Source organism: Paraburkholderia sediminicola (assembly GCF_046027825.1).
GTDB classification, from domain to species: Bacteria; Pseudomonadota; Gammaproteobacteria; order Burkholderiales; family Burkholderiaceae; genus Paraburkholderia; species Paraburkholderia sediminicola_D.
On record NZ_JAQQDU010000001.1, the window covers coordinates 108,490 to 132,092 of the forward strand.

The window sequence follows — 23,603 nt, forward strand, 5'->3', positions numbered from 1 at the left end:
TTTCTCCCTTCTGGGTAACTTGGTTCCGTACGGCTAAAAGTGCATATGCACACATTAGCGTTTGGGTCTTCACGTATCAATGCACCGGAGTGCACAAGTTTGTTGCGTTGGGGTTACCTATCGGACACGTCGTTCGTCATACGGAACAGTTCGCTTTGCAGATGCTCGGCCTGTTGCGGCCCAAAGCTACGTTCGAAGCTGGCCTGCGCGGCTGCCCAGTGAGCAGCCGCTTCGTCAAACTTCGTCAACCCGCTGCTCGTGAGTACGACCCGCAGTCGCCGTTTGCTCTGCCCTTCGGCGGGAACCGCCACAAAGCCGCGCCGGAACAGGGGTTGAAGTGCCCGCACCAGAGTCGTCCTGTCCATCACCATCGCCTTGGCCAACTCGGCCATCGTCAAACTCGAACAGCGGCCCAGCGCCCCGAGAATGCTGAACTGCGTGGGCGTGATGCCTGCCTCGGACAAATGACGCTCGTAAAGCTTCGAAATGTGCCGAGAGGCCTGACGGAGGGCGAAACAGTAGTCGCTCTGATGATCCTTTGAGTGCATACGCACAGATTAAAGCAGCGACCGCCGGGAAGCGATGCAGGCCGGGGGATCAGTTTGTTGTCGTTTCGCGCACCAATTGGTTCGAACTAGCGTGATGTCGCCAGCGTCTCGAAGAAAGCGGCCGCGTAGTCGATAAATGCACGCACCTTGGCAGGTAGCAGTGTCCGGTTGCTGTAAGCGAGGCGGATTTCGATACTGTCGTCGACGAGCGGAAAATCGGTGAGGAGCCGGACGAGCTTTCCCGACGCCAGGTCTTTGTCGACGAGGTCTGCGGGCACGACACCGATTCCGAAACCCTGCAGCACCATTTCACAGTTGAAAGCTGGGCTGTTCGACGAAATATCGAAGCGGCGCGGTACGCTCAGCACTTCCTCGCCATTCCGGAAGTCGATGTTGACGCGACGAATCGACGGCGACATCAGCACAAAATGATGATTGGCCAATTCCGATGGATGTCGCGGTATAGACGCGGTTTGCAGATACGCTGGCGTCGCGACGATGACCACCGGAATTCGCTCGAGCAGGCGTACAACGGTCGTCTCGCTCGTCACCATGTAGGGAACCACGATACCAAGGTCGTACCCGTCAGCAACCAGGTCAACGGGCCGCTCCGTCAGGGTCACATCGAGCGCGACTTTCGGGTGGGCTCGCTTGAAACCGGCGATCAGGGGAACCAGCCGGTTTATCGTCGCGGTCGTATGGGCGACCAGACGCAAGACGCCACTCGCTTCCCGCGTCTGGTTTGCCACGTCCGCTTCGAGTGCCTCCAGATCGTCCAGGATGCGCACGCAGCCTTCGTAGAATCGCTCCGCGGCTTCGGTGAGCGAGAGCTGTCGAGTGGTTCGGTTTAACAGCCGGCATCCCATCCGCTCTTCCAGCCCCGCGATGGCCCGCGACACTGCCGGCCGGGTCAGTCCGTGCAGGTCCGCCGCTCGTGTGAAGCTCTTCAGTTCGACCACAGACCGGAAAACGCGCAGGCTTTCGACATATTCCATGGCGAGATCTCTTCGCTGAACGGCAACACAGGGTGGCCGGAATACCGGGCCAGCGCCACCGGATAGTCGAGTCCTGGACCACGTCTCCGAGACGTATTTCCGAAGATAAGCAACTGTCGACCCGGCGATAGGCAGCAGTCTAAACCCAGTCGGGCGATGCGGAGAGCGGCAGGCGGATCCCGCAACCTCCGCGCAACGGGTATCGCTTCCTCAAAGGGCAAAAAAATGCCGGCCCGAATCGGGCCGGCGAATGGGTTCCGGCCCACTTCCGAGGGTCAGTGCCGGAACCGTGTACAACCCGCAACGCTCAAAGATCCGGCAATCGATCTTCAACAAGCATGTAGCAATAACGAAACTCCCGATCCCCCATCGGCCACGAGTTTCCCGTGCCATCCGTCAATATCCAGTCGCCTGGGTGCACCTTGCGCCAACCCTCCGGTGTGGCAACAGCCCACATCTGCCCCTGACGCTCCACTCGCGGGTGATCACCTGGCTCAAACCATCGGCTTGCTTCCACGGTTGAGTTTCGATTTCTGTGAGTACTGAACCGCATCCTTGCACCCTGTCTGTCAATCTCATGAGCGGGCCTGTGACACGTACAGCCCCGCAGCAAACTGCCTGCTCAAACAACGCCGGCGTTCGCAGCACACGCTTTCAATCCCACGCCTGCTTGCTGAACTGATAACCCTTGCCGCGGACCGTCTTGATGCGCCGCGAGGTGCCGGCGTCGTCATTTAGCTTGCGGCGCAATCTGGAAATGCCCCCGTCGATCGTGCGGTCGAGGCCGTCGAATTCGATGCCGCGCAGTTGCCACATCAACTCGTCGCGGCTCACCACTTCACCTGCGCAACGCACCAACGCCCAAAGCAAGTCGAATTCGGCCGACGTCAGATCGGGCAGGCTGCCGTCGGGGAGCTTGACCGAGCGGTTTGCCCGGCTGATCTCGAACTTGCCGAAGGTGTAGCGCTCGGGTTGGGCACCCTCCGCCGCACGCGTGGTCACGGGGCGCGATTGCGCCTTGATGCGCGCCAGCAGCAAGCGCGGTTCGCCGGATTGATGCATGCGGTCGTCCGCGCTGAATTCGGGGCCCAACACTTCGTCGAACTGCTTGTTGCGCGCGGGCACCATGATGATCACGCCGTCGAATTGTTCGCACGCGTCGCGGCAAATCTGGAACCCGTCCTGGCCTGCCAGATTCACGTCGAAGGTGCTCTGGTCCGGACCGCGCTCGAGAATGGCCGGCACGGCGTCGTTGCCGTACAGCACGGCCTCGACTTCGTAGTCGCGTTTGCGCAGATAGTCGGTGACCAGCGCCGACAGGCGGTCATCGTCTTCGACAAACAGGATCCGGAATGGCATGGCACGAATCGATCAGGACGAGTTGTTTGAATAGCGGCGGCCAACGGCATGGCGCGATGCACGTCCAGCAAGCGAAGGCGCCGCGCGGCCTGGACATCCGTCCACGCCTCCGCACGGCAAGGACTGCCCGGCATGCTCGACGCGCAGCATAGCGTATGCGTTGCACATCTTGTGGTCCCATGGACAAAACTCCACAAATGCACTCGCAATTCGACATGGGCGCACAAAACCCATCGGTATAGACCGGTATTCGTGCGCGCCGATTTGCAACGGGGGAATATCCGCCGCAGCGTGGACTTTCGTCTTTTATTGTCGAAACCGCTCAAGTGTTACCAATTATTACCGATATTCGTGGAGTCGCTGGCGGCGGGAATACCGGCGGTCTATCTATGCCTTAGACGCAATTGAAGACGAATAACGAAAGGTGGCGCAATGCGTGGAACGGTCAAATGGTTCTCTCAAAAGAGGGGATACGGTTTTATTGTTGGGCAAGACGATATTGAGTATCACGTGAGTGTGCGAGACGTTTCAGGTGTGACGCTCCCTGCAAATGGCGACACAGTCGAATTTGAAGTGACACAAGGAACGCGCGCGTCTCGCGCCACCCAGGTAACCGTCCTCCAGCGCGCGGCGCGTGCCACGCAACCCGCACAGTCCATCGGCGATCGCGTGGTCTGCGAAGCCTGCCAGAAACGAATGGTCCCGCGGTTAATCACCTATCGCGGAGAACCGAAGAAATCCGTTTGTCCCTTCTGTGGCACGACCTATCGAAAGTTCGGCTGCTTTCTCGCCACCGCCGTGTATGGCGATTACGACGCGCCGAAGGTGCGCTTGCTAAGAGATTTCCGCGATCACGTCCTGAATCAATCGCGTGTGGGGCGAGCGATGGTTCAGTTGTATTACCGCACTTCTCCCCCGATCGCCGATTTTCTGCGTACTCGTCCAACCTCGGCGGCCGCTGTTCGTTTTGCGCTTGATGTGTTGATTCGCTTCATCACGCTGATTAACGGAAAGGCCGCCTGGACTAACGCAAATCGGCGCAGCGATAAGCCATAGCGCGGTTGCATAGCCGACGGGAAAGTAGGCTCACCGGATTGCGTAGTCGCTGTATTCTTGGACGGCGGCGAACGATCAGGGTTGGTGCGCCGTTCGCATTTTTTTCGACGCCACCTGTCCGTCAGCATGCGGCCCGAGCGTCATTGTAGTGGCGGCCCGATGTAATTCACCCGCTCTAACCCCATGACGGAGGCTCATATGCAATACCTATTGATGATCTATTCGGAAGAAAACGGCTGGAACAAGATGACCGACAGCGAGCGGCAGCAAGGCGTCGCCGCGTATCACACGTACACCGAATCGCTGAAAAAAGCGGAGGTGCTGGTCGGCGCCAACCGGCTGCAGAACACGAACGCGGCCACCACGGTACGGCTCGTCGACGGCAAGCCGCAGGTGCTTGACGGACCGTATTCCGATTCGAAGGAGCAGTTGGCTGGTTACTACCTGATCGACGTGCCCAACCTGGACGCGGCGATCGCGTGGGCGTCGCGTTGTCCCGGTGCGGCGCACGGCCTCATGGAAGTGCGCCCGGTCTGGACTGCCCCCTACGACGCGCCATCTGCATGAGTCCGGCCGGCGGCGACCGTGACGCTGACGGCGCCGCGCATGCGATTGCCGAGGCGGTCGCGCGCCGAAGTTACGGCAAGCTCGTCGCGCTACTGGCGATGCGCACGCGCGACGTTGCCGCGGCCGAGGACGCGCTGGCCGACGCGTTTGCGGCCGCGCTCGCGGACTGGCCAGAGCGCGGCTGCCCCGCGAATCCCGAAGCGTGGCTGATGACGGTTGCGCGCCGCCGGGCGCTCGATGGCGCGCGTCATCGCCGTATCGGCGACGACGTAACGAACCAGCTTGCGATCCTCGCCGACGAGATCGACGAGCGTGAAGCAGGCATGTTGCCCGACCGGCGGCTTGCGCTGCTGTTCGCGTGCACGCACCCTGCCCTCGAGGCCGCGATTCGCACGCCGCTGATGCTGCAGGTGGTGCTCGGGCTCGAAGCGAAGACGATTGCGTCCGCGTTCCTGACGTCGCCCGCCGCGATGAGCAAGCGCCTCGTGCGGGCAAAGAACAAGATCCGCGAAGCCGGCATTCCGTTCAGCGTACCCGAGCGCGAGGAGTTGCCCGACCGGCTCGCTGCGGTGCTGGAAGCGGTCTATGCGGCGTATGCGGAAGGTTGGACCGATCCGGTCGGCGGCGATACCGAGCGGCGCGATCTCGCCGGCGAGGCGCTGTTTCTTGCACACCTGCTCGTCGAACTGCTGCCCGAGGAGCCAGAGACGCTTGGTCTGCTCGCGCTGATGCTGTATGCGCAGGCGCGGCGCGATGCACGACGCGATGCGGCCGGCGACTACGTGCCGCTGTCGGCTCAGGCTCCGGCAATGTGGAACGCGCCGATGATCGACGCAGCCGACGTATTGCTGCGGCGCGCAAGCGCATTCAACGCAATCGGACGCTTTCAGCTCGAGGCCGCGCTGCAGTCGGCGCACATCCACCGCTGCCGGACGCATCGCCAGAACTGGGATGAGATCGTGCAACTCTACGATGCGCTGCTCGCGATTGCAGCATCGCCGGTGGTCGCCGTGAACCGCGCGCTCGCGCAGGCGGAACGGGACGGCCCGCAGGCGGCGCTCGACGCGCTCGAGCCGTATGCGGACGATCCGCGGCTGGCCGACTACCAGCCGTACTGGGCCGCGCGTGCGGATCTGCTCGCGCGTGCCGGCGCGAGGACGCAAGCGCTCGGCGCGTACGATCTCGCGATCGGACTCGAGCGCGACCCGGCCGTGCGCCGGTTCCTGCAGCGCAAGCGTACCGAGCTGTCATCGGCGAAAAGTTAGATATCGAGCTCAGTTGCCGGATTGATAGGCGTCGGCGGAGCGCCTCACCTGCGCCAGCAGATTATCGACATCCTCAAGCGTGGTCGCGAAGGAAGTCACGAACCGGACAACGTTCTGTTCCCAACGATCGTGATAGAACCCGAATCCCGCCTGAAGCAGCGATTGGATGGTCGCAGAAGGCAATCGACAAAACACGATGTTCGCCTCAGTCTTGCCGAGCACCTCGACGCCGCTCAACCCCGCAAGTCCTCGCGTCAGGCGCTGCGCGGCGTCGTTGGCCTGGCGTGCGTTGCGCAACCAGAGATCGTCGGTCAGGTACGCGTCGATCTGGGCCGAAAGAAAGCGCATCTTCGAGAACAGATGGCCCGCACGTTTGCGGCGATAGCCCATTTCGGGCGCAAGGGATGCATCGAACAACACGATCGCTTCCGCTGCGAACACACCGTTCTTGGTCGCGCCGAACGACAAGGCATCGACCCCGGCCTTCCACGTCATCTCCGCGGGCGAACAGCCCAGCGACACCAGGGCGTTGGCGAATCGTGCGCCATCCATATGAAGTTTGATGGAGGATGCCTTGCAGATGTCCCCCAGCGCTTCGATCTCGTCCAGTGCGTACACACTGCCCTCTTCCGTCGCCTGCGTGATGCTCACGCACGACGGCTGCGTCGAATGGACGTCGCCCACCTTCACGCGAGCCACGCTACGAAGACCTGCGGGGTCTATCCTGGCAGACTGCCCGTCCACGGCGACCAGCTTCGCGCCATTCGTGTACCACGCGGGCGCGCCGCATTCGTCGTTGTTGATATGGCTCGCCGGGTGGCAATAGATGTTGCCCCAAGGCGGCGTCATCGCGCTCAGGCACAGAGCGTTGGCGGCCGTGCCGGTCGGCACGAGAAACACGTCGACTTCGTGCTCGAAGATTTCGCCCAGTTTGCGTTCGACGCGAGCGGTAAGGTCATCCGCGCCGTATGGGCTGGCTTGCCCGGCGCTGCTCGCCACCATGGCTTCAATGACCTCTGGCGAGGCACCCGCGATGTTATCGCTCGTAAAACCCAGAGCCGGCGCCCTGGCACCCTTTGCCCGATCACTACTGTCCATTGTCATATCCTCAACTCGGCCGGTGGGAAACGTTCCCCCGGATTGGCGCATCGTATGCAGAGTGAGGCCGTTGGGCTTGTAAAAAATTGATCAATCGCGAGGCCAGAGGGCGACGTGGTCCCGAACCTTGCCCCTGCCGCCGACCGCCGACCGCGCAGCTTACGCCCTGTAGCGCGATGGCGCGACGCCGTATGCGTGTCGAAACGCACGATTGAAATGGCTTTGATCGTAGAACCCGACTTCCTGAGCGACTGTTGCAATCGCCTGCGAGCTTCGCGACAAAAGCGCACAAGCCCGCTCGAGACGGAGACGGAGCAGCCACGCGTGGGGAGTCATCCCGACCGTCTGCTTGAATTGCTTGAGGAACTGGAACCTGCCAAGTGAGCACACCCCGGCCAGCTCGTCCAGCGTGATCCGGTCGCCGAGATGACTGAAGCAGTAGTCTCTGACGCGTTCCCAATGAATGTGCGACAGCGAGCCCCGAACCGTTTCAGGCACGATCGCGCGCGATTGTCCCAACAGGCGTTCCAGCAATGTGAACCACTCTGTCTGCATGGCAAGACTGCTCGCGGCGTTACACCATCGAATCTCATTGTGCAGGCGCAGAAGATCGCCAGCGAGCAAGGGGTCTTCAAGCAAGGCGCCGGCGAATTCCGGCTCGCGGTGAAGGCCGCTGATCTCCTCCGCCACGCTGGTGAGGAGTTCCTGCGACAGGCGGAATGTCTTGAGCGTGGATTGGCTGCCATCGGCCGTGATGCCATCGTGAATCTCGCCTGGCGGCATCAGAACGATCGACCCGGGTCCGTGCAGTACGGTCTTTCCGTTGACCCGCTGGCGCTGAACCCCGTCCGTCATCAGCCCGACGTGGAAATCAAGGTGGAAGTGGCGGTCGAAACTGAAATCCGCGAAGCGTGCGCTACTCAGCACCAGGCCGGGTATTTCGGACACTTGCTGGAACTGGACATTCTCAGTCATTGAACAGGGAGCGATGACACGTGTTGGCGGACGTTCGCAAAGTATAACGCCGTCAATTTCGCGGCGGCTCGCTTGCAGGCTAACGCGCGCGCTAACAAGATCTAACGGGACGACCTGCAGTCTGCGCCGCCGGGCGGCTCCTCCAGCGCTATGTCCCAGGGAGCGTGCATACCGGGTGACTGGTTCACGCGAGCCTCGCAAGTACCAACAACGGATAACTCGACTCCCCGGCCTCCACCGGCAAAGATGAAGGTACGGCAAAGTCACTTACCAAAGCCAAGGAGAGTGAAATGACTCAGCACGAAACCGAGCAGCGGGTCGCGGTACTCGTATGCGTTGCGGAGCCGCTTTTACAAGTCGGCGTTCGCGCCGCCCTTGCGGCTGAGCCGGACATGGAGGTCATCAATGCCGGCTACGTCTCTGTCGATCGACGTGTCGACGTCGTGGTCGCGGACAGCTCGACTGCGGCCAGATTTGCGCAGGATGGCCGGCGCTTTGATCTCCACGAAAGCCTTCAACTCGCCCGTATCCTTGTGATCTCCACCCAGGCTCGCGAACATGCGGTTCGATGCGCACTGGAGCAAGGCATTCATGGCTTCGTGCTAGCCAGCTCACCCGTGTACGACCTCCTTGCGGGTGTCCGGGCGCTTGCCCGCGGCGACACCTATCTGTGCCCGCCGGTGGCGCGGCTTTTGGCCCAGATCTCCCAGCGTGACATGTTGACGAGCCGTGAAGACGAGGTGCTCCGGCTACTGACTATGGGCCTATGCAACAAATCAATCGCGCGTGACCTGGAGATCGCTGTCGGGACCGTGAAGACCCACGTCAAGTCAATCATGGCCAAGCTGGACGCGAGCTGCCGAACCGAGGCCGCGCGCATCGCAACGGAGCGCGGCCTCATCGATATGCCGGACACCTCGTCCGGGCAAGTCAAGCCGCTTTCCTACGCGACGAACTGGCTGCGCCCTGCTTCGCCTCTACCGAGTTACGCCTAGTCCAATTTTCGGAGAAGTCACGAACCTGATAAGGATGACGAATCATGCAACGTTTGATCGAAGAGCCCGCATCTCATGATCCGCGATTTTCCCGCGACCCCGATGTCGAAATTTCGTCAAGAGACCTGACCAAGAAGACTTCGCGCCAGAGTGAGATCCAGTGAGGTTTCGTCGCCTGCATCCTCCACGAGCGGAGCAAGCAAACGATGGGCATCGTCGCTTCGGCCGCCGCCGATCACCTGCTGGGCAAGCGCTACTGCAGCCCGAACCTGGCCCGACTTCACACCTTGTGAACGTGCAAGTTCGATCGCGCCCAGGTAGCTTTTCTCTGATTGCTCTCGCTGGCCTGCAGCCGCGAAGCAGTACCCTCGCGCAATCAGCAGATCCGGCATGCGAAGGAAATCGCCGCAACTGCGGATGAGTGTCTCGACCTCATCGCACATCTCGAGAGCCGCAGCGTGCAGCGACATGTCGGAAAGCCCAATGGCCATGGTGGCTAGCGAGACGCTGGTCACCATTTCGTAGCGGCACTGGTGGAGTATGTCGACCGCGCTTCGAATGAGTTCGACACCTTCAGCTGGACGGCCGCCGGCAATCAGCAACTGCCCACGCTCCATACTTGCGAAGGTGGCATACGGCGTGAGTGAGTGTTGCCGGGCAACCTGCTCTATCGTTTCAACGATTTCCTGCTGACGCGCGAGATTCCGGGCGTAGAAATGCACGGAACCGGCCCAGATGAGCGCGATGCAATAGGTGACCGCGTGGCCGGCTTCTCGCGCCTTTGCGATGGTCTCGTCCGCGACGCTGATAGCCTTCGAGTAGTGCCCGGTGAGCCACAAACTACGCGCCCGGCCGCATAAGGCCCGGATGTGGAAGTCGAAGCCGAGCTTGGACCTCGTACTGGACGATGCAACGGAGCTTCGGGCGAGGGAACGCTCAAAATAATGCATCGCCTCCTCGACAGTGCCGACGAGCTGCAGCGCCACACCCATGAGGGAATCGACAATGGCCTGCGACTCCGTGTCGTTCACCTCGGGCAAAAGCGACTGTGTCCTGCGGGCAATTGAAAGTGCATCGGTATAGCGCCCATGTCGATGCAGCAGAACCGCATAGCCGTTGAGAAGGTGAAGCGTGCTTCGGAAATCGCCCAACTGTTCGGCGACCTCGATGCTTCGGCGATAGGCCGCTTCGGCTTCATCGCCACCTTTCGAAAACATCAGCGATTGACCCAGCGAACCCTGCAGCCGCATTTCAAAATGCGAACCGGCAAATGCCGCCGGCATCTGCGAGAGAGCGGCTTGAGCCCATCGAGAGCACTCAGCCACGTTCGACATCTGGAGCAGCGGAGGACACAGCGCGGCCGCAAGCCTGACTGCGTCTGAAGTATGCTCGTCGCGCCGGAAATACCACTCCAGCGCTGCTCGCAGGTTAGCCAACTCCAACGCCACCACGTCAAGCGCGTCGCGGCTCAGGTTCCCTGATGCGTACTGCTGCACCCACGCGCCGAAGTAGTCCGCAAAGCGCCGCGAGACGGGTGCCTCTTCGCCGGCGTCACATAGCTTCTTCCAGCAGTAGGACTTCGTCGTATCCAGCATTCCATAACGAAGCGTCGTTTCCCCTGCATCGACCGTGACCAGAGACTTCGACACCAGATACGCGATCAGCTCGATAGCAAGCGACTTTTCGTAGTCAAAGCAGCAGACCTCGACGGCCGCGTCGAGTGAAAAGCGTCCAGCGAATACCGAGAGCCTTTGGAGGATACGCTTCTCGTCGTCTGAAAGGAGGTTGAAGCTCCAGTCAAGTGTTGCACGTAGTGTCTGGTGACGCGGAACGACGGTGCGCCTTCCATGCCACATCAGCCTGACACTGGCATCGAAGTGCGACGTGATTGCCTTGAGGCCCAAGGCCTCAATACGGCCAGCCGCCAACTCGATTGCAAGCGCGATGCCGTCAAGCTGGCGGCAAAGCTGCGAAGCCAGCGGAGCGTCGCTATCCTTGAGTTCAAAGCCTGAAAGGCTTGCGGCAGCGCGATCCACGAACAACCTGACCGCCGGGAATGCAAGCGCTGCTTCTGCGGTTATTCCCTCGCCTTCATGGGGAAAAGCTAAAGGCTGCAGGCGATAAACGAACTCACCCTCGGCGCGTAGCGGCTCGCGGCTGGTAGCGAGAATGTGAATGTTCGGGCAGGTACGCACCAGCACCTCGGCAAGCTCCGCGGCAGCAGCGATGACATGCTCGCAGCAGTCCAGAACGATGAGCGTGTTGCGGTCGGCCAGATGGGTTGCCAGAGCCGACAGGTCGTCCAGTCGATTCTGAAGGCCGACCGCGCCTGCTACGGATGAGCGCACCAGTCCCGCCTCCGAGGTGGCGGACAGGTCGACAAAGTGCACGTCACCGTTGAATTTCCCCGCGGCCGTTTGGGTAGACGCGATCGCTACTGTGGTTTTGCCGATACCGCCCGGGCCGACGATAGAAACAAGGCGCCGCTGCTGAAGGCTCGCGACGAGCGCTTCGACCTCTTCGTCGCGTCCGACTATGGGAGTCGCCGGCGCCGGCAGAGACTTGAGCGAGCCGGCATAAGTCGAATCGGCCGGCGTGTCGAGTTCGTGACGCTCGACAATGGCAACGAACGTGTAGCCCTTGTTCGCCGTGTTGACGATATAGCGCCTGCCGCCTTCCCCTTCCCCAAGCGCCTTGCGGATGGCAACAATGTGAAAGCGCAGGCTCCCCTCCTCGACGACCACGTTGGGCCAGACGCGAGAAATCAGGTCCTTCTTGCTGACTACCGCCCCTGCGGATTCGACGAGCGCGACAAGTATGTCGAGTGCCCGCCCGCCGAGCCGGACCGGCAAACCATCTCGCGCGAGGAGGCGCTCCGAAGGAGACAAAGTGAACGGACCAAAGGAGGCTCGCCACGCGGTGCCCTGTTCTGCTTTCTTCTGCATTGCAGCAAGTCCCCTATCCCCGGGCCCGATCCCCAAGGTTTGTTCGCGTTCCGATGACTAAATCGCCCCACTTCCACGAATCCCAAGTACGCGTTTCTCGCCAGTCGATTTTTATGCGCAAGGTCTTCAGACCGCAGATGATATTGCGCTTCGTCGAGTTTATGTAGAAGCTCGCAAAAAGTGGATAAACAGCCTACGCTCCGAAAGCAAAATCCGGATGACAATAATGTCCTTGCCGTTGATGGAGGCGATTCTGGCGCGCATACAGATCTTATCTATTCTTATATAGTCAGTAGACGAAAATAGTCGAAGGCGACGGCATCCAGCCGTATGTTGCGCAGCAACGCCATAGGGGTAACCCCGAAATAGCGATGACATAGGGCATTCAGCGCACGAAAACTCGCGCCGGTTGCCCGAGCGAGGTCTTCCAGCGATATCGGGGGGAGATTGGAGAGATCTTGGCAGAAAGCCCGGAATTGCAAAGTCGCAAGCCGGGGGAGGACTAGGTACCGACAACTCTGACGTCAGGTTCCGTCTCGCCTGGGCGCGTTACTAAAACAATGAGTCGGACGATTTTTCCGTCGAAAAAGGAAAAAATAAAGTTCAATATCAACGGGGACGGCAGTCCCGTTTTATCGAAATCGCCGCCCACTTCGGCCGAAAGAATGAGATCGTTAAAATGCGATCGCGCCTCGGTGACGTCCATGCAGAAGCGCTCTCCGACAATCTCGCGGCGTATCCAGTCGGCAATGGCACCCTTTCCCCAAAAATCGCGCAACTGATCATTCACATGCGCATCTTGGGCGAAAAGGTCGATCAGGCGATCAGCGTCAAAGTCGTTGACTGCATCCACAAAGGAAATGCCGATATCACCGGCAATTTCTCGCCAGGCCGTTGAACGTTTGTTCAATTGGACCATGATTCACCCCACTGCTTACAGTTCCGTCAAGCTTCAAGACTATCAAATCCTACGCGGTGAGTTGTTAGACCTTGTTAGCGCTCCGCTGCAACCGCGGCGCGGCACCCGATTCTGTTTCCGTCCAGCCTCGATCCAGCGTTCCGACATCCGCTTGCGGCGCTCGCTTGACATGCTCCGGCTCTCGAAAGGATGGCGATTCAGATGACCATCGGATTCTTATCCAGATATTTAGGAATTCCTATTAATTTTCACTATCCGAATCTTGTCAATAACCCAGTCCTTTCAGTCCACTTTGCCCGCACTCTCCGCCCCTATCCGATTTTTGCTGCCCCGACATCCTGGCCTATCCTTTATTTGCAGAGTTCATGACAAGCTCATGCACAAACCTTATGATCCGGATAGGTGCCTTGCGCGCAATTGTTGAGCTAACGGGCAAGCATCCCTGACTGTGCGGGTGCCGCCTGGCGTTCGAAACTCAGCGGAGCAAACATGGCATTGTCCCCCAAGACCGAGGTACTCGAGGCACTGCACCGGAACTGCCTGTTCAGGTCCGACAAGCACGTGGAGGCGCACGACTATGTCACACAGGAATTGACCGATCATGTGCTGCGCTGGAAGCAAGGCGTGCCGGATGTGGCGCTCTTCAAGGGGGAATTGAATCAACTGAAGATATATGAGTTGCGGTATGGCGCCGAAGTGGAGGTTACGCCGCGCCCGTTCGAAGGCTTCACCCTGCTGCATACCTCACTTTCCGGGTGCGCGGAATTCGAGTGCGACGGGCACGTCATGGGTGTTTCCGAAGGCCGCACGGCAATGCTCGCGCCGAGGCAAGACGTCCGGCTTCGCTGGATGCCGGGCACCCAGCAGTTGATCGTCAGAATTCCCAATTCGCTTATCCAGCAGGTTTCAGGGAAAGTGGAGGACGAGACCGTCAGCCTCATGCCAGGCGTTCTCCTCCCGCGGCACCTCGGCTCGCAATGGGACCTGTTAGTTCAGTCATTGCTTAATATCTCGTCGATGTCCGGCGATCCCGGAATACGGGCGGACTGGCGCGATCACTTCGAACGTAATCTGGCGCTGTTTCTGGTTCTCCATCAACTCCCCCTCTCCGCCTCGCAGGCAGCGCTCCTACCCGCCGACTCCCGCAGCACGCGGAACGATTCCGGCGCGCACAGCGGCGGTATCAGGCAGATGGACGCCATGCTCGAATATATCGAGTCGCGGCTTCACGCGCCGATATCGCTGGAAGATCTGGCACGTGTGGCCGGCGTCAGTTTTCGTACGCTCAACGTGATGTGTCATCGCTATCACGGCGTGACGCCTATGGAGCTGCTTCGCAACATGCGCCTCGATGCCGTCCGGGCCCGCCTGCTGCTCGATCCCACAGCAAGCGTCACGGACACCGCGCTGATGTTCGGCTTCGGGCATCTCGGGCGCTTCTCTGCGTACTATTTCGCGCGATTCAATGAATTGCCGCGCGAAACCCAGAAAAGGCGGCAACGCTAACGCCGACTCGCATCTGAAATGCAGGCGACGGCGCCGAAAAGAAGCGGCGCGGCGGTTCGCACTTTACCCCCTTAAACGTGATAGAAGTCGAGCACGGAATCGATGGTGTCGTTAAGCAGAACGACGTGCTTCTTAAGGATGACCCAGCTAAAGCCAACCGGCTTCAGCAGATACGTTGCATCCCCGTAGAAATACGACGACTGCCCGAATCGATAGACGTGGGTGACCCATTTGCACCTCGCTTCCAGTTGCGAATCGGAAACCTGCTGGATCATCACGTTGCTGATCTGGTGCAAAGTGCGCGGCAACGGCGTAGAGGCCGCCGACTTGCCGGTCCCGAGGCGAAACACGCGGTCTTCCAGACCCGCGCGGTCCGCGTAATAGATCAGCGACATGCTGCGCTTCGGGTCGGTGGTGTACACATGTTCCGAGTCCCACTGGGGAATGTGGAACTCCGAGTGCTCATCGAACAGTTCCAGATAGTCAACCCATTGACGCCTGTCGCACAGTTCCGACTTCCGGTACAGGAACTGTTCCACGCTACGCTGTAAATCGGCCATCATGGCTTCGCTCCTTCGGCATTGCGGATCCTGGCTTCTAGTCCTTTGACGAGCGCATCCCGCCACGCGCCGTGCTGGTTGACGTAGAGCCCTTCGTGAGTCAGCTCTGCACCGGTGAGAACAGGCGCGATGCCTAGCGTTTCGGCATTCGGCGTGCTGCCTGTTATCCACTTGTCGCAGCCTCGGGAGATGTCGTTCCACTTCTCCATCCGGCCTTGAAAACCACGTTGGGCTTCGCGGAACTCGGTCAGATCGTCGGGCGTTCCCATGCCGGAGACGTTGAAGAAGTCCTCGAACTGGCGGATGCGGTTTTCCCGATCCGCATCGGACTCGCCCTTGACGCCAATGCACTGACTGAGGATCTCCGTTTTATTCCAGGCGACGGGTCGAATGATCCGCAACTGCGAGCTGATCTGATCCATAAAGAACAGGCTTGGATAGACGTTCAGATTGCGCAGCCGGTTCATCATCCATTCCGCCTTCTTCTGGCCATACTCCTTGACGAGGCGGGGCATGATGGTTGCGTAGCCGGGACGCACATCCGGATTCGGCATTTCGCTGAACAGCACACTGTGGCCATTGGGAAACGAGAACCAGCCGTCGTCAGTCGCGTCGTCGCCGGCCCCGAGCTTGCGGTAGTCGAGCGTATTGTTGATGTCCGAGGCCTTCTTCGCGTTGATCTCCATGCGATGCGTGACCGTGGAGACGTAGTTGTAGTGTACGGTGCTGACGTGATAGCCATCGAGGCCGTTTTCGTTCTGCAACTTCCAGTTGCCGGCATAGGTGTAGTGACCCTTGCCCGGCAGCACCTCGAGCTCGCCCGTCGGCGACTGCGCGACCATCAGGTCGAGAAAGGCCGTGGCATCGCCCAGGTAGTCCTCGAGCGATATCGTGCCCTCGTTATCGAGATTCACGAAGACAAAGCCCTTGTAGCTCGCGACGCGCGCCTTCTTCAAGTCACGCTGGGAAAGGTCGAATCCCTCGGGGTACTCGGACGGCGCCTTCACTTTCAATAGCTTGCCGTCGGAGCGAAACGTCCATGCATGAAAAGAGCATGTGAACGTGGACTGATGCCCTTTGCTCATCCGGGTCAGCGTCGCGCCGCGATGGGCGCACGCGTTGACAAGCGCGTTCAGCTCGCCGTTCGCACTGCGCGTGATGATCATCGGCTGGCGCCCGGCCTGCATGGTGACGTAGTCATGCGGCTTGCTGATCTCGCTCTCGTGACAGGCGTAGATCCAGTTCTTCTCGAAGATCATCTCCATCTCGAGTTCGAACAGCTCGGGTTCGGTAAACATAGCCCGGGCCACCCGGTAGACATTGTCGTCCGGACGGAAGTCCAGGCAACCTGTGACGAACTCTCGCCACTCTTTTTCTGTTCGTACGATAGACATGAAATCTCCTTTCAACTGCCGATGACGGTGCTGCGATCGATTGAATGGCCTACGCCTGGCGCCCGGATCGCATCCGTCGTTACCTTTTCTTCACCAGGCAAGGTCAAGTGAGTTGCATCGCGCGGCGCAACACAACCGGCGCGCCGCCAGAGGCTTTCTTCACGACCCAGGCCGCGAGCGCGGAATCCATATAGTCAGAGTGACCCGGAAACCAGTCCGCCAGAGCCTCAGCCAGCTCGCGGCCTACTCCGGCATCGCCGGCGTTCACCAGCACGTGCACCTCGCGCACTGACGCCAGCACTTTCTCGTGTTCCTCGATGTGACAGTCCGTCGCCGGATAGCCGGAGGTCCTCATCAGATGTTCTTCAAGCCCGAAATGCGCCTCGATGTGACGGACAAAAGCGTCAAGCGCTGCAGGGACTCGCTGATCGTCCGCGCGGAGGATCGCATTCACCAGCGTCACGAACTCCCGATGACTGTCATCTATCGCCTGATGCCCAATTAAATGACGGTCGTTCCAATCAAGGTGGGTGGCGATATCCATCAGCATTCCTTCTTTAATCCCGCTGCGCTACACCTACTGAGCTTGCAACTCGAACGCGAGTAGGCCGAGCAAACACGCGGGTCGGTTAACAAGGCGAGCTAGCTGATGCTCGCGGCAAATTTCTCGAAATGGAACGATGGCGACTTCACGTCCACGTCGCGTAGATACTGGGCAACCGCTTCGACCATCGGCGGAGGGCCGCACAGGTAGATATCGACGTCGCCGTCGTTGAGGTGCGCCGGTTCGATGTGATGCGTGACGTAGCCCTTCTTCGGCCTCTCGCTGTTTGTGTCCACGACGCAGACTTCGAAAGTGAAGTTCGGGATCGCACGCGTGAAAGCCTCGAGCTTGTCGATCTCTACGATGTCCCGATCGGTGTTGACGCCATAAATCAGGTGAATCGGGAACGGACTGCTGCCGGCCGCGACAATCTTGTCGAGCATCGCAAGGAACGGCGCGAGACCTGTGCCGCCCGCCAGCAAGAGAAGCGGCCGCACCTGCGGGCGCAGGTAGAAGCTCCCGAACGGCCCGTTCATGATCAACTCGCCGCCCGGCTTCGCCCGCTCCTTGAGGAAATTGCTCATCAGGCCGCCAGGGACATTGCGAATCAGGAACGTCACGCTGTCGCTGCGTGCCGTCATCGCGCTAAACGAGTAGGCGCGTTGGCGCTGCTCCTCGCCCGGAACCTGCAGGTTGGCGTACTGGCCCGGGAGGAACACCAGGTCCTTGAGGGCATCACCCTGAAGCACGAGCGAGAACGTGCTTTCGGAGAGTCGGCGCACTTCCTTGATTTGGGTAACGTAGCTTTCCTGCCTGGTGTTGCAGGCGGTTGAACTGGTCGGCACGAGCACGACGCAATCGGCCGTCGGTCGCATCTGGCATGCCAGCGCGTAGCCCTGATCCGCTTCACTGCTGCTGAGCGCATCGTCGATGTAGTCGCCGAGCGAATAGCTGCCGGATTCGACACGGCACTTGCATGTAGCGCAGGCACCCTCCCGGCAGTCCATCGGGATGTTGATGCCCTGACGATAGGCCGCGTCCACCACGGATTCCGTACTGCCGCAATTGACGAATCGGGTTACGCCGTCCTCGAAATTGAGCGCGATGTTAAAACTCATTACCATGTCTCCAATCTGATAGGCCGTTATTGCAGATTCGTTCGCATTGACGCTTCTTCGCTCAGTCAGCCACCCGCTCACTGCGCTCGCAGGCAAGGATCGGCTGGACCGGGGGCTAACGACGTGCAATCACCGAATCACACAGCTGTTGATGGAAGTCTAGGGGGACCGGGGTAACCGGGCTATCCGGAATCTGCTGCAGGACACAATTGCTCTGTCCGGTTCTTGCCAGGCAGGACGCCCTCCGGGCCGAGGCTCGAAGGACGTTTTGCAACGTACTGCGACGTACTTATTCCTTCGCCGAGGCGGCCTTCTCGATGAGCGCCGCAACGTCAGCCGGCCTCGACTCGTACACGGCATGGCTGCCCGGCGCTTCAACCACCGTGGCGTCCGCGCGTTTGGCCATCGCACGCTGGGCGTCCGGCGGGATCATATGGTCGTGGGTCGTGACCAGATACCAGCTCGGCTTCTCACGCCAGGCAGGCGTAGTGACTTCACCCGCGAGCGCTTCCACACCCCACGGCACCTGGGCGTTCGCCAGGAACGCGGCACGCTCAGGCTTCACGTCGCCGGCGAACGCCTGGGCGAACTTCGCCTTGTCCAGCATCAGGAAGCCATTGACCGGCGGCAGGATGGGGGGCACCGGCGCGCCGGCAGGCGGGTTGGCGATGAGCTTCTGAACGGATTCGCCTTTGTCCGGAGCGAACGCGGCGATGTAGACCAGGCGCGAGACCTTGGGGTCGTTGCCGGCCTCCGTGATGACCACACCGCCGTATGAGTGGCCTACCAGAACCACGGGGCCATCCTGTGCGTCCACCACGGCTTTCGTCGCCGCCACATCGGCGGCCAAAGTGGTCGTGGGGTTCTGCACGATGCTGACGTTGTAGCCTTTGGCCTTCAGCAGCTTGTACACCGCTTCCCAGCCACCACCATCGACGAAGCCGCCATGGACCAGCACCACATTTTTGACGGGCTCGGCGGCGACGGCATTGCTGTGTTCCGTGACACCGACCGCCAGCGAGCTGAAGACCAGCACGCCAAGCAGTGAGCGCAAGGAAGGGAGAGTATTGGATCGCATCTGATACCTCTTCTATAAAGGGTGATGGAAGTGCATGCCCTCTCAGGAATTACTGCTGACGGAGGTCAATCGCACGTCTGTAGTCTGGTTGACCAAGCGGTGGAATCCATCACCCGGATTGCCTATCTCTTTTGGCATAGGCGTCACGTTTGCGTGGTTCGCCATCACGTCCCTTACGAAGTAAACCGGTCCACTAACGGCCGTGTCGGCGCTCCTCGCAGGCGAAAGCCGCTCGTCATCACACACAGTCCCGGTAACACGCTCGTTGCATTTTCCTCGCGGAAGTCAATGCCCGTTGCGAGCGGACGACATTGGCTCCGAATTATTGCGACATTAATTGTCTCGAAATATGATCGCCACACCTAGCGCGTCGGGCTTGCGCCACTAATGTCAGCGCACGCTCACGCGCAGTTAGCTAAATGAAAACAATCGGGACATTTCATGAAAAAAACACTCGCGGCAGTCGGTGCAGGTCTACTCGCCCTGTCGGCCCAGTCCGCTTTCGCACAAAGCTCGGTCACCCTGTACGGTCTCGTCGACACGAGCGTGCGTTACCTGACAAACGCCAACTCGAACAACGATTCTCAGGTATCGATGGGTGAAGGTGTCGAGACCCCGAGCCGTTTCGGCTTGAAAGGCTCTGAAGATCTGGGCGGCGGCACGTCGGCGGTCTTCAAGCTCGAAAACCAGTTCCAGCTCTGGTCCGGCAAGCTCGACAACAGCAACAACACGCTGTTCCAGCGCAATGCGTACGTCGGACTCTCGAACAACCAGTACGGCACGCTGACCTTCGGCCGCCAGCAAACGCCGTTCTTCGACGTGATGGGCAACACGTATGATCCGATGACCGTCGGCGACTTCTGGCAGGATAGCTGGGTCTATAACCCGGTCGGACGATACCTGTTCACCAACAGCTCGGCCAAGTACACCGGCCAGTTTGGCGGTCTGCACGTGGAAGGCATGTACGGCTTTGGTGGCGTGGCGGGCAGCACCGGCGAGAACAGCATGTACGGCCTGACAGCGTCGTATGACGTGGGTCCCCTCTCGGCCGACGTTGGCTTCCAGCAGAACGATAACGCCGGCAAGAAGTTCAACATCATCAACGTCAGTGCAGTCTATGCAATCACGCCGGCGGTCAAGCTCCTCGCGGGCTGGCTGCATTCGCAGGACAACACCGGGCTTGTCGACGGCGACGAGCAGCAGGCCGGCGCACCCGTGCTGACGCACGTCAGCCCGAACCGCATCGATGACAGCTTCTACGTCGGCTCGACGTGGCAAGCCACGCCGGTGCTGGCGCTTACGCTGGCCGGTTACTACGATCATGCGCGCAATGCGGCAACGCTCGATGGCACGCTCGGCGCCGGCATCAACTACTCGGGCACGCTGCTCGCGGAGTATTCGTTGTCGAAGCGCACCGAGGTGTACGGAACGGTCGACTTCACCCGTGGCACCGGTGCGTTTCTTGCGGACTACCCGGGCCGCAACAACCAGACCGGTGTTGCACTCGGCCTGCGCAACATCTTCTGATCGCACGGCCCGGCCTGCCGGGCCTCCTGCTCAGAACGGACCGCACCTGTCATGAGACGCGTGCGGTTTTTTTTTGCGGAAGGTGATTGACCGAAGGGCCGTTGAATTGCCGAAAGCCGTCGTAGCGAATGCGCAAGTGCGAATGGGAGAAACGGGCTCAGTCGCCCTTCCCTGAAAGACCAAAAATCGCCTGCAGTGCGACGACGCGCGCCTGTGCGAACACCATGCCTTTCCATGCGTCGTTATCGCAATAGAAGACGTCTTTCAGGTCCCGGCGGATCTGCTCAGACTGTTCAGCGGATGCGTCCGGATGACGATGCAGCCAATGGTCCGCGCGTAGCGCATGCAAAACCCGCGACGTCTCATAGGTTCCAAATTCGAGGCCGAGCGTGGTCTTTTCGACTGTCGGGAATCCGTCGTAGACGGTATTCATCAACGGCCCGTCGATGACGGCTGAAACTGAACGTGGGTCGACGATCTGTTTGACATCGGCGCCCCACCAGTTACGCGCTCGCCGCAGTTCGGGCATGTCGTCTCTCATGAAGATTTTCTCGCCGTGACCATGGGCGCCGAGACCGGTATGGATGTCCACCCACGCCAGACGATCGTAGTTGGGCAGGTGCGCGCCGAGAATCGCATCGACCTCACGTGTGCTCCAGCACCGCGAATTTCCGCCGTAGAACATGCCGTCAGGCACCTCGTATTGCCCCTTCGTTGCGGTCTCGCGCAGCTTGCGCTCGCCATGCTGCCGGATGTAGTTGGCAAACGCGTCATTATCGGCATCCGTCGGAGGCCACGTCTCGGGCAGGAGCAATGCGTCGAGTTCCCTGTAATCCGGGTTGGCGCCGACAGCGGTGCTGAAATCAGTGCAGTTGCGATTCAGGTCGACGTTGTCTTCGTTCACTCTGCGCAGATGCGCAAACCCATAAGGATTGACAGCGTGAATGAGGAGCAGCGCGACCGCCTTATCCCGCAGTTCGTCCAGAAAATCGGCGTCGTTCAGCAAGCCGACCTGACAACCCGATCCGCAAAAGCCCTCCACGCCGTGCGTTCCAGACGTCAAGACGAGCAGTGACCTGGCGTTGTCGGGCGAGAACAGGGCTGAGTCAATCGAAAGCGCCGCGCCATCGGGCCCGATCTTGTGCGGATGAAATGCGCGCTCAACGGTCATGCCCAGGGCTTGAGCCGCCCTGATAAATTTTTCCCGCGCTTCGACGTATGTGGCTGAAAAATAATTTTGCACCGCCATGTCCAGGTCTCCAATCTTTGTATGAAAGTTAAGCGATTAAGCCATTCTGTTCCTCGCCGGACAATATTGCTGGGGCGTTCTCACTCGCTCCGCCGGCCTGCAAGCCGGACTCGCGAAAGACTCGCACCCGCTACGCCGCATCACTCCCCTGGCCCATCTGCGTGTCCGCAAACGGATCGTCTGTAGCAGGCCACAATGATCTGGCCGCCTTTGCATAAGGCCGGGTAGCAAAGTCTCTTTCGAGCGCGCCCGGCGCGTCGACGTGAATAATGTCTTTGGCGAGCGGGGCAAAGGCCGCGTGGAAGTGATTGAGGGACTTCACGACGATGAGGCGGAACTGACTCGGATCGAGTCCCAAGGCGACGATGAATTCAGGGTGGAAGACCTGCGTTCGATGCGTGTTCAGAATCAGATTGACGTTGCCGGTGCTAACCCATACTGCGTCGCCGATACTGATGGGGACGAGGCCGAATCGCTGCGTGATGCCGGACGCGATCCGGCGCACGGTAACGTCCAGATCCAGCGGCTGGCCCGACGCGGCACCGACTTTACCGCCGATGCGAAGTTTCAGTCTCGCGCCTTCGCCAGCCTCCTGGCAGAAACGGACCGCAACCGGATCCCAGTACAGGGCGCTAATGACGTTGTCGATGCCCCGCTCCAGGATTCTCTGCAGAATAAAAGTCGAATCGCCTGGTGCACCGCCACCTGCGTTATCGGACACATCTGCAAGAACAATCGGCCCTTCGGCGGCGGCGCATGCGCGATCCAACGCTTCGTCTATCGATTTGAAAACCGGCGTCAGGGCTGCGCGTTTGCTCCAGACCTCCTCGCCCAGTGCCGCGGCCAGGGTAGCGGCCTTCCGTTGGTCACCATCGGCAATCACGAGCATCTTGGCGCCGACATCCGCGACATCGCCCCATGGGAAGCCATGCACGAAAGATACGGAGAGAATGCCGTCGACGCCTTCCATCGCTTTCATTCTTTCGACGAACTCGCGCAGCGGCTGATCCTGCGTCCTGAAGATGCCTAGCATCCGGCAATCGAACATCGCCATCCGGGGCCTGACTTTGCCGGCTACCGTGTCGGCAACGAGTTCGAAGAGTTGGGCCGCACAGATCTCGATATCGACATGCGGGTACTCCTTGTACGTCACGATTGCCGTGGCCTTGTCGAGCATCAGCGGGGTGAGGTGAGCGTGCAGATCCAGTTCCACGCCGATCGGCAGGTCGGGGCCGAGAACATGCCGGATATGGCTAAGCAAATCTCCTTCAACGTCGTCATAGCCGTCGGCCACCATGGCGCCGTGCAGCGCGAGGATAACGAAATCGACTGTGCCTGCCGCCTTCAGATCCGCAACGATCCTGTCCCGAAACTCTTCGTACACGGCGCGGCTGGTAATGCCGGCCGGTTCCGCCACCGCGCAGAGACTTTCGACCGCCGTCCAGCCTCGCGCATCGGCCATCTCCTTCCAGGTTGCAAGCTGGGCAGAGCAGCAGTTCAGTTGGCGCTGCGTCGCGTCTCCATAGGCGAGCAATAGCTGCTCGAAGCTTTGCCGCCCGGTTGGGATAGGCGAAAAGGTATTGGTTTCGGTGTCGAGCCCAGCCATGAAGAATTTCATTTTGTCTCTTTCGATCTCGAATTGTCATCAGGCTGGGGGGCGCCCTGCCAATACCTCCATTGTACAGAACGATAAAAATATTTCCATTTAGGAAAACTCCACCCTCTCCAGCCCGTCACGAGCGCGTGGCGCGCGGCAAAGTCTCAGGTCGCGACCGGGACGATGCGCTTTCCCAGGTTGTCCAAGACGGCTCAAATACCCATTTTTGAAAATCTTTTTCTTTTTAGGATAATTTTTGCTACCTTGTGCACGTGGCCCAGTACAAGGAGCTGCAAAAATCCGGCCGG

General features: G+C 60.0%; 20 protein-coding genes and 1 pseudogene. 6 read left to right on the forward strand and 15 right to left on the reverse strand.

Annotation, left to right across the window (positions count from 1 at the left end; all coding sequences use genetic code 11):
* Positions 1-113 precede the first annotated feature (113 nt).
* The 3 genes from PQQ96_RS00465 to PQQ96_RS00475 all read right to left on the reverse strand — a co-directional run bounded on the left by PQQ96_RS00465 (position 114) and on the right by PQQ96_RS00475 (position 2,902).
* The gene (locus PQQ96_RS00465; RefSeq protein ID WP_408287323.1) at positions 114-464 is read right to left on the reverse strand and encodes a MarR family winged helix-turn-helix transcriptional regulator; all 351 of its coding nucleotides are present in this window, start codon (positions 462-464) and stop codon (positions 114-116) included.
* 170 nt (positions 465-634) lie between these two features.
* A complete protein-coding gene (locus PQQ96_RS00470; RefSeq protein WP_408287325.1) occupies positions 635-1,543 on the reverse strand; it encodes a LysR family transcriptional regulator in 909 nt (302 codons plus the stop codon).
* Positions 1,544-2,197: 654 nt separating this feature from the next.
* Entirely contained in the window at positions 2,198-2,902 is a 705-nt protein-coding gene (locus PQQ96_RS00475; RefSeq protein ID WP_408287328.1) for a winged helix-turn-helix domain-containing protein, read from the reverse strand.
* A gap of 432 nt (positions 2,903-3,334) precedes the next feature.
* Here PQQ96_RS00475 and PQQ96_RS00480 point away from each other — a divergent pair, with 432 nt between their 5' ends.
* The 3 genes from PQQ96_RS00480 (at position 3,335) to PQQ96_RS00490 (ending at position 5,790) form a co-directional block, all read left to right on the forward strand.
* Positions 3,335-3,958, forward strand: a complete 624-nt coding sequence (locus tag PQQ96_RS00480; protein WP_408287331.1) for a cold-shock protein — start codon at positions 3,335-3,337, stop codon at positions 3,956-3,958.
* Positions 3,959-4,156: 198 nt separating this feature from the next.
* The gene (locus PQQ96_RS00485; RefSeq protein ID WP_408287334.1) at positions 4,157-4,525 is read left to right on the forward strand and encodes a YciI family protein; all 369 of its coding nucleotides are present in this window, start codon (positions 4,157-4,159) and stop codon (positions 4,523-4,525) included.
* Positions 4,522-5,790, forward strand: a complete 1,269-nt coding sequence (locus PQQ96_RS00490) for an RNA polymerase sigma factor (protein WP_408287337.1) — start codon at positions 4,522-4,524, stop codon at positions 5,788-5,790. The genes PQQ96_RS00485 and PQQ96_RS00490 overlap by 4 nt, the downstream gene beginning before the upstream one ends.
* A 9-nt stretch (positions 5,791-5,799) precedes the next feature.
* Here PQQ96_RS00490 and PQQ96_RS00495 read toward each other — a convergent pair whose 3' ends face one another.
* On the reverse strand, positions 5,800-6,888 hold the full coding sequence (locus PQQ96_RS00495; RefSeq protein WP_408287340.1) for a threonine aldolase family protein: 1,089 nt from the start codon (positions 6,886-6,888) through the stop codon (positions 5,800-5,802).
* 159 nt (positions 6,889-7,047) lie between these two features.
* A complete protein-coding gene (locus tag PQQ96_RS00500; protein ID WP_408287343.1) occupies positions 7,048-7,863 on the reverse strand; it encodes a helix-turn-helix transcriptional regulator in 816 nt (271 codons plus the stop codon).
* A 290-nt stretch (positions 7,864-8,153) separates the two neighbouring features.
* On the opposite strand from PQQ96_RS00500, the gene PQQ96_RS00505 reads away from it, so the two are divergent.
* Positions 8,154-8,858: a response regulator transcription factor gene (locus tag PQQ96_RS00505; protein ID WP_408287345.1), complete on the forward strand. Its 705-nt coding sequence runs from the start codon at positions 8,154-8,156 to the stop codon at positions 8,856-8,858.
* 116 nt (positions 8,859-8,974) lie between these two features.
* On the opposite strand, the gene PQQ96_RS00510 is transcribed toward PQQ96_RS00505, so the two are convergent.
* The 3 genes and pseudogenes from PQQ96_RS00510 to PQQ96_RS00520 form a co-directional block, all read right to left on the reverse strand.
* Complete coding sequence (locus PQQ96_RS00510) at positions 8,975-11,803, reverse strand: ATP-binding protein (RefSeq protein ID WP_408287348.1); 2,829 nt, start codon at positions 11,801-11,803, stop codon at positions 8,975-8,977.
* A gap of 314 nt (positions 11,804-12,117) precedes the next feature.
* A pseudogene (locus PQQ96_RS00515) lies at positions 12,118-12,243 on the reverse strand (helix-turn-helix transcriptional regulator); the annotation flags it as partial.
* A gap of 62 nt (positions 12,244-12,305) precedes the next feature.
* Complete coding sequence (locus PQQ96_RS00520; protein ID WP_408287350.1) at positions 12,306-12,722, reverse strand: nuclear transport factor 2 family protein; 417 nt, start codon at positions 12,720-12,722, stop codon at positions 12,306-12,308.
* A gap of 489 nt (positions 12,723-13,211) precedes the next feature.
* Here PQQ96_RS00520 and PQQ96_RS00525 point away from each other — a divergent pair, with 489 nt between their 5' ends.
* Positions 13,212-14,228, forward strand: a complete 1,017-nt coding sequence (locus PQQ96_RS00525; protein ID WP_408287352.1) for an AraC family transcriptional regulator — start codon at positions 13,212-13,214, stop codon at positions 14,226-14,228.
* A gap of 71 nt (positions 14,229-14,299) precedes the next feature.
* Here the strand turns inward: PQQ96_RS00525 and antB are convergent, their stop codons facing one another.
* The 5 genes from antB to PQQ96_RS00550 form a co-directional block, all read right to left on the reverse strand.
* The gene (gene antB, locus PQQ96_RS00530; RefSeq protein ID WP_408287619.1) at positions 14,300-14,788 is read right to left on the reverse strand and encodes an anthranilate 1,2-dioxygenase small subunit; all 489 of its coding nucleotides are present in this window, start codon (positions 14,786-14,788) and stop codon (positions 14,300-14,302) included.
* A complete protein-coding gene (gene antA / locus PQQ96_RS00535; RefSeq protein WP_408287355.1) occupies positions 14,788-16,182 on the reverse strand; it encodes an anthranilate 1,2-dioxygenase large subunit in 1,395 nt (464 codons plus the stop codon). The genes antB and antA overlap by 1 nt, the downstream gene beginning before the upstream one ends.
* Before the next feature lie 103 nt (positions 16,183-16,285).
* Entirely contained in the window at positions 16,286-16,726 is a 441-nt protein-coding gene (locus tag PQQ96_RS00540) for a bacteriohemerythrin (protein WP_408287357.1), read from the reverse strand.
* A gap of 98 nt (positions 16,727-16,824) precedes the next feature.
* Positions 16,825-17,844, reverse strand: coding sequence for a benzoate 1,2-dioxygenase electron transfer component BenC (gene benC, locus PQQ96_RS00545; RefSeq protein ID WP_408287360.1), 1,020 nt, complete (start codon positions 17,842-17,844; stop codon positions 16,825-16,827).
* Between the two features lie 289 nt (positions 17,845-18,133).
* Positions 18,134-18,922, reverse strand: a complete 789-nt coding sequence (locus PQQ96_RS00550; RefSeq protein WP_408287363.1) for an alpha/beta fold hydrolase — start codon at positions 18,920-18,922, stop codon at positions 18,134-18,136.
* 441 nt (positions 18,923-19,363) lie between these two features.
* Between PQQ96_RS00550 and PQQ96_RS00555 the strand changes: the two genes are divergently transcribed.
* Positions 19,364-20,449: a porin gene (locus PQQ96_RS00555; protein WP_408287365.1), complete on the forward strand. Its 1,086-nt coding sequence runs from the start codon at positions 19,364-19,366 to the stop codon at positions 20,447-20,449.
* Positions 20,450-20,606: 157 nt separating this feature from the next.
* Here the strand turns inward: PQQ96_RS00555 and PQQ96_RS00560 are convergent, their stop codons facing one another.
* The gene (locus tag PQQ96_RS00560) at positions 20,607-21,698 is read right to left on the reverse strand and encodes a M14 family metallopeptidase (RefSeq protein ID WP_408287368.1); all 1,092 of its coding nucleotides are present in this window, start codon (positions 21,696-21,698) and stop codon (positions 20,607-20,609) included.
* Between the two features lie 130 nt (positions 21,699-21,828).
* A complete protein-coding gene (locus PQQ96_RS00565) occupies positions 21,829-23,316 on the reverse strand; it encodes a M81 family metallopeptidase (protein WP_408287370.1) in 1,488 nt (495 codons plus the stop codon).
* Positions 23,317-23,603: the final 287 nt, after the last annotated feature.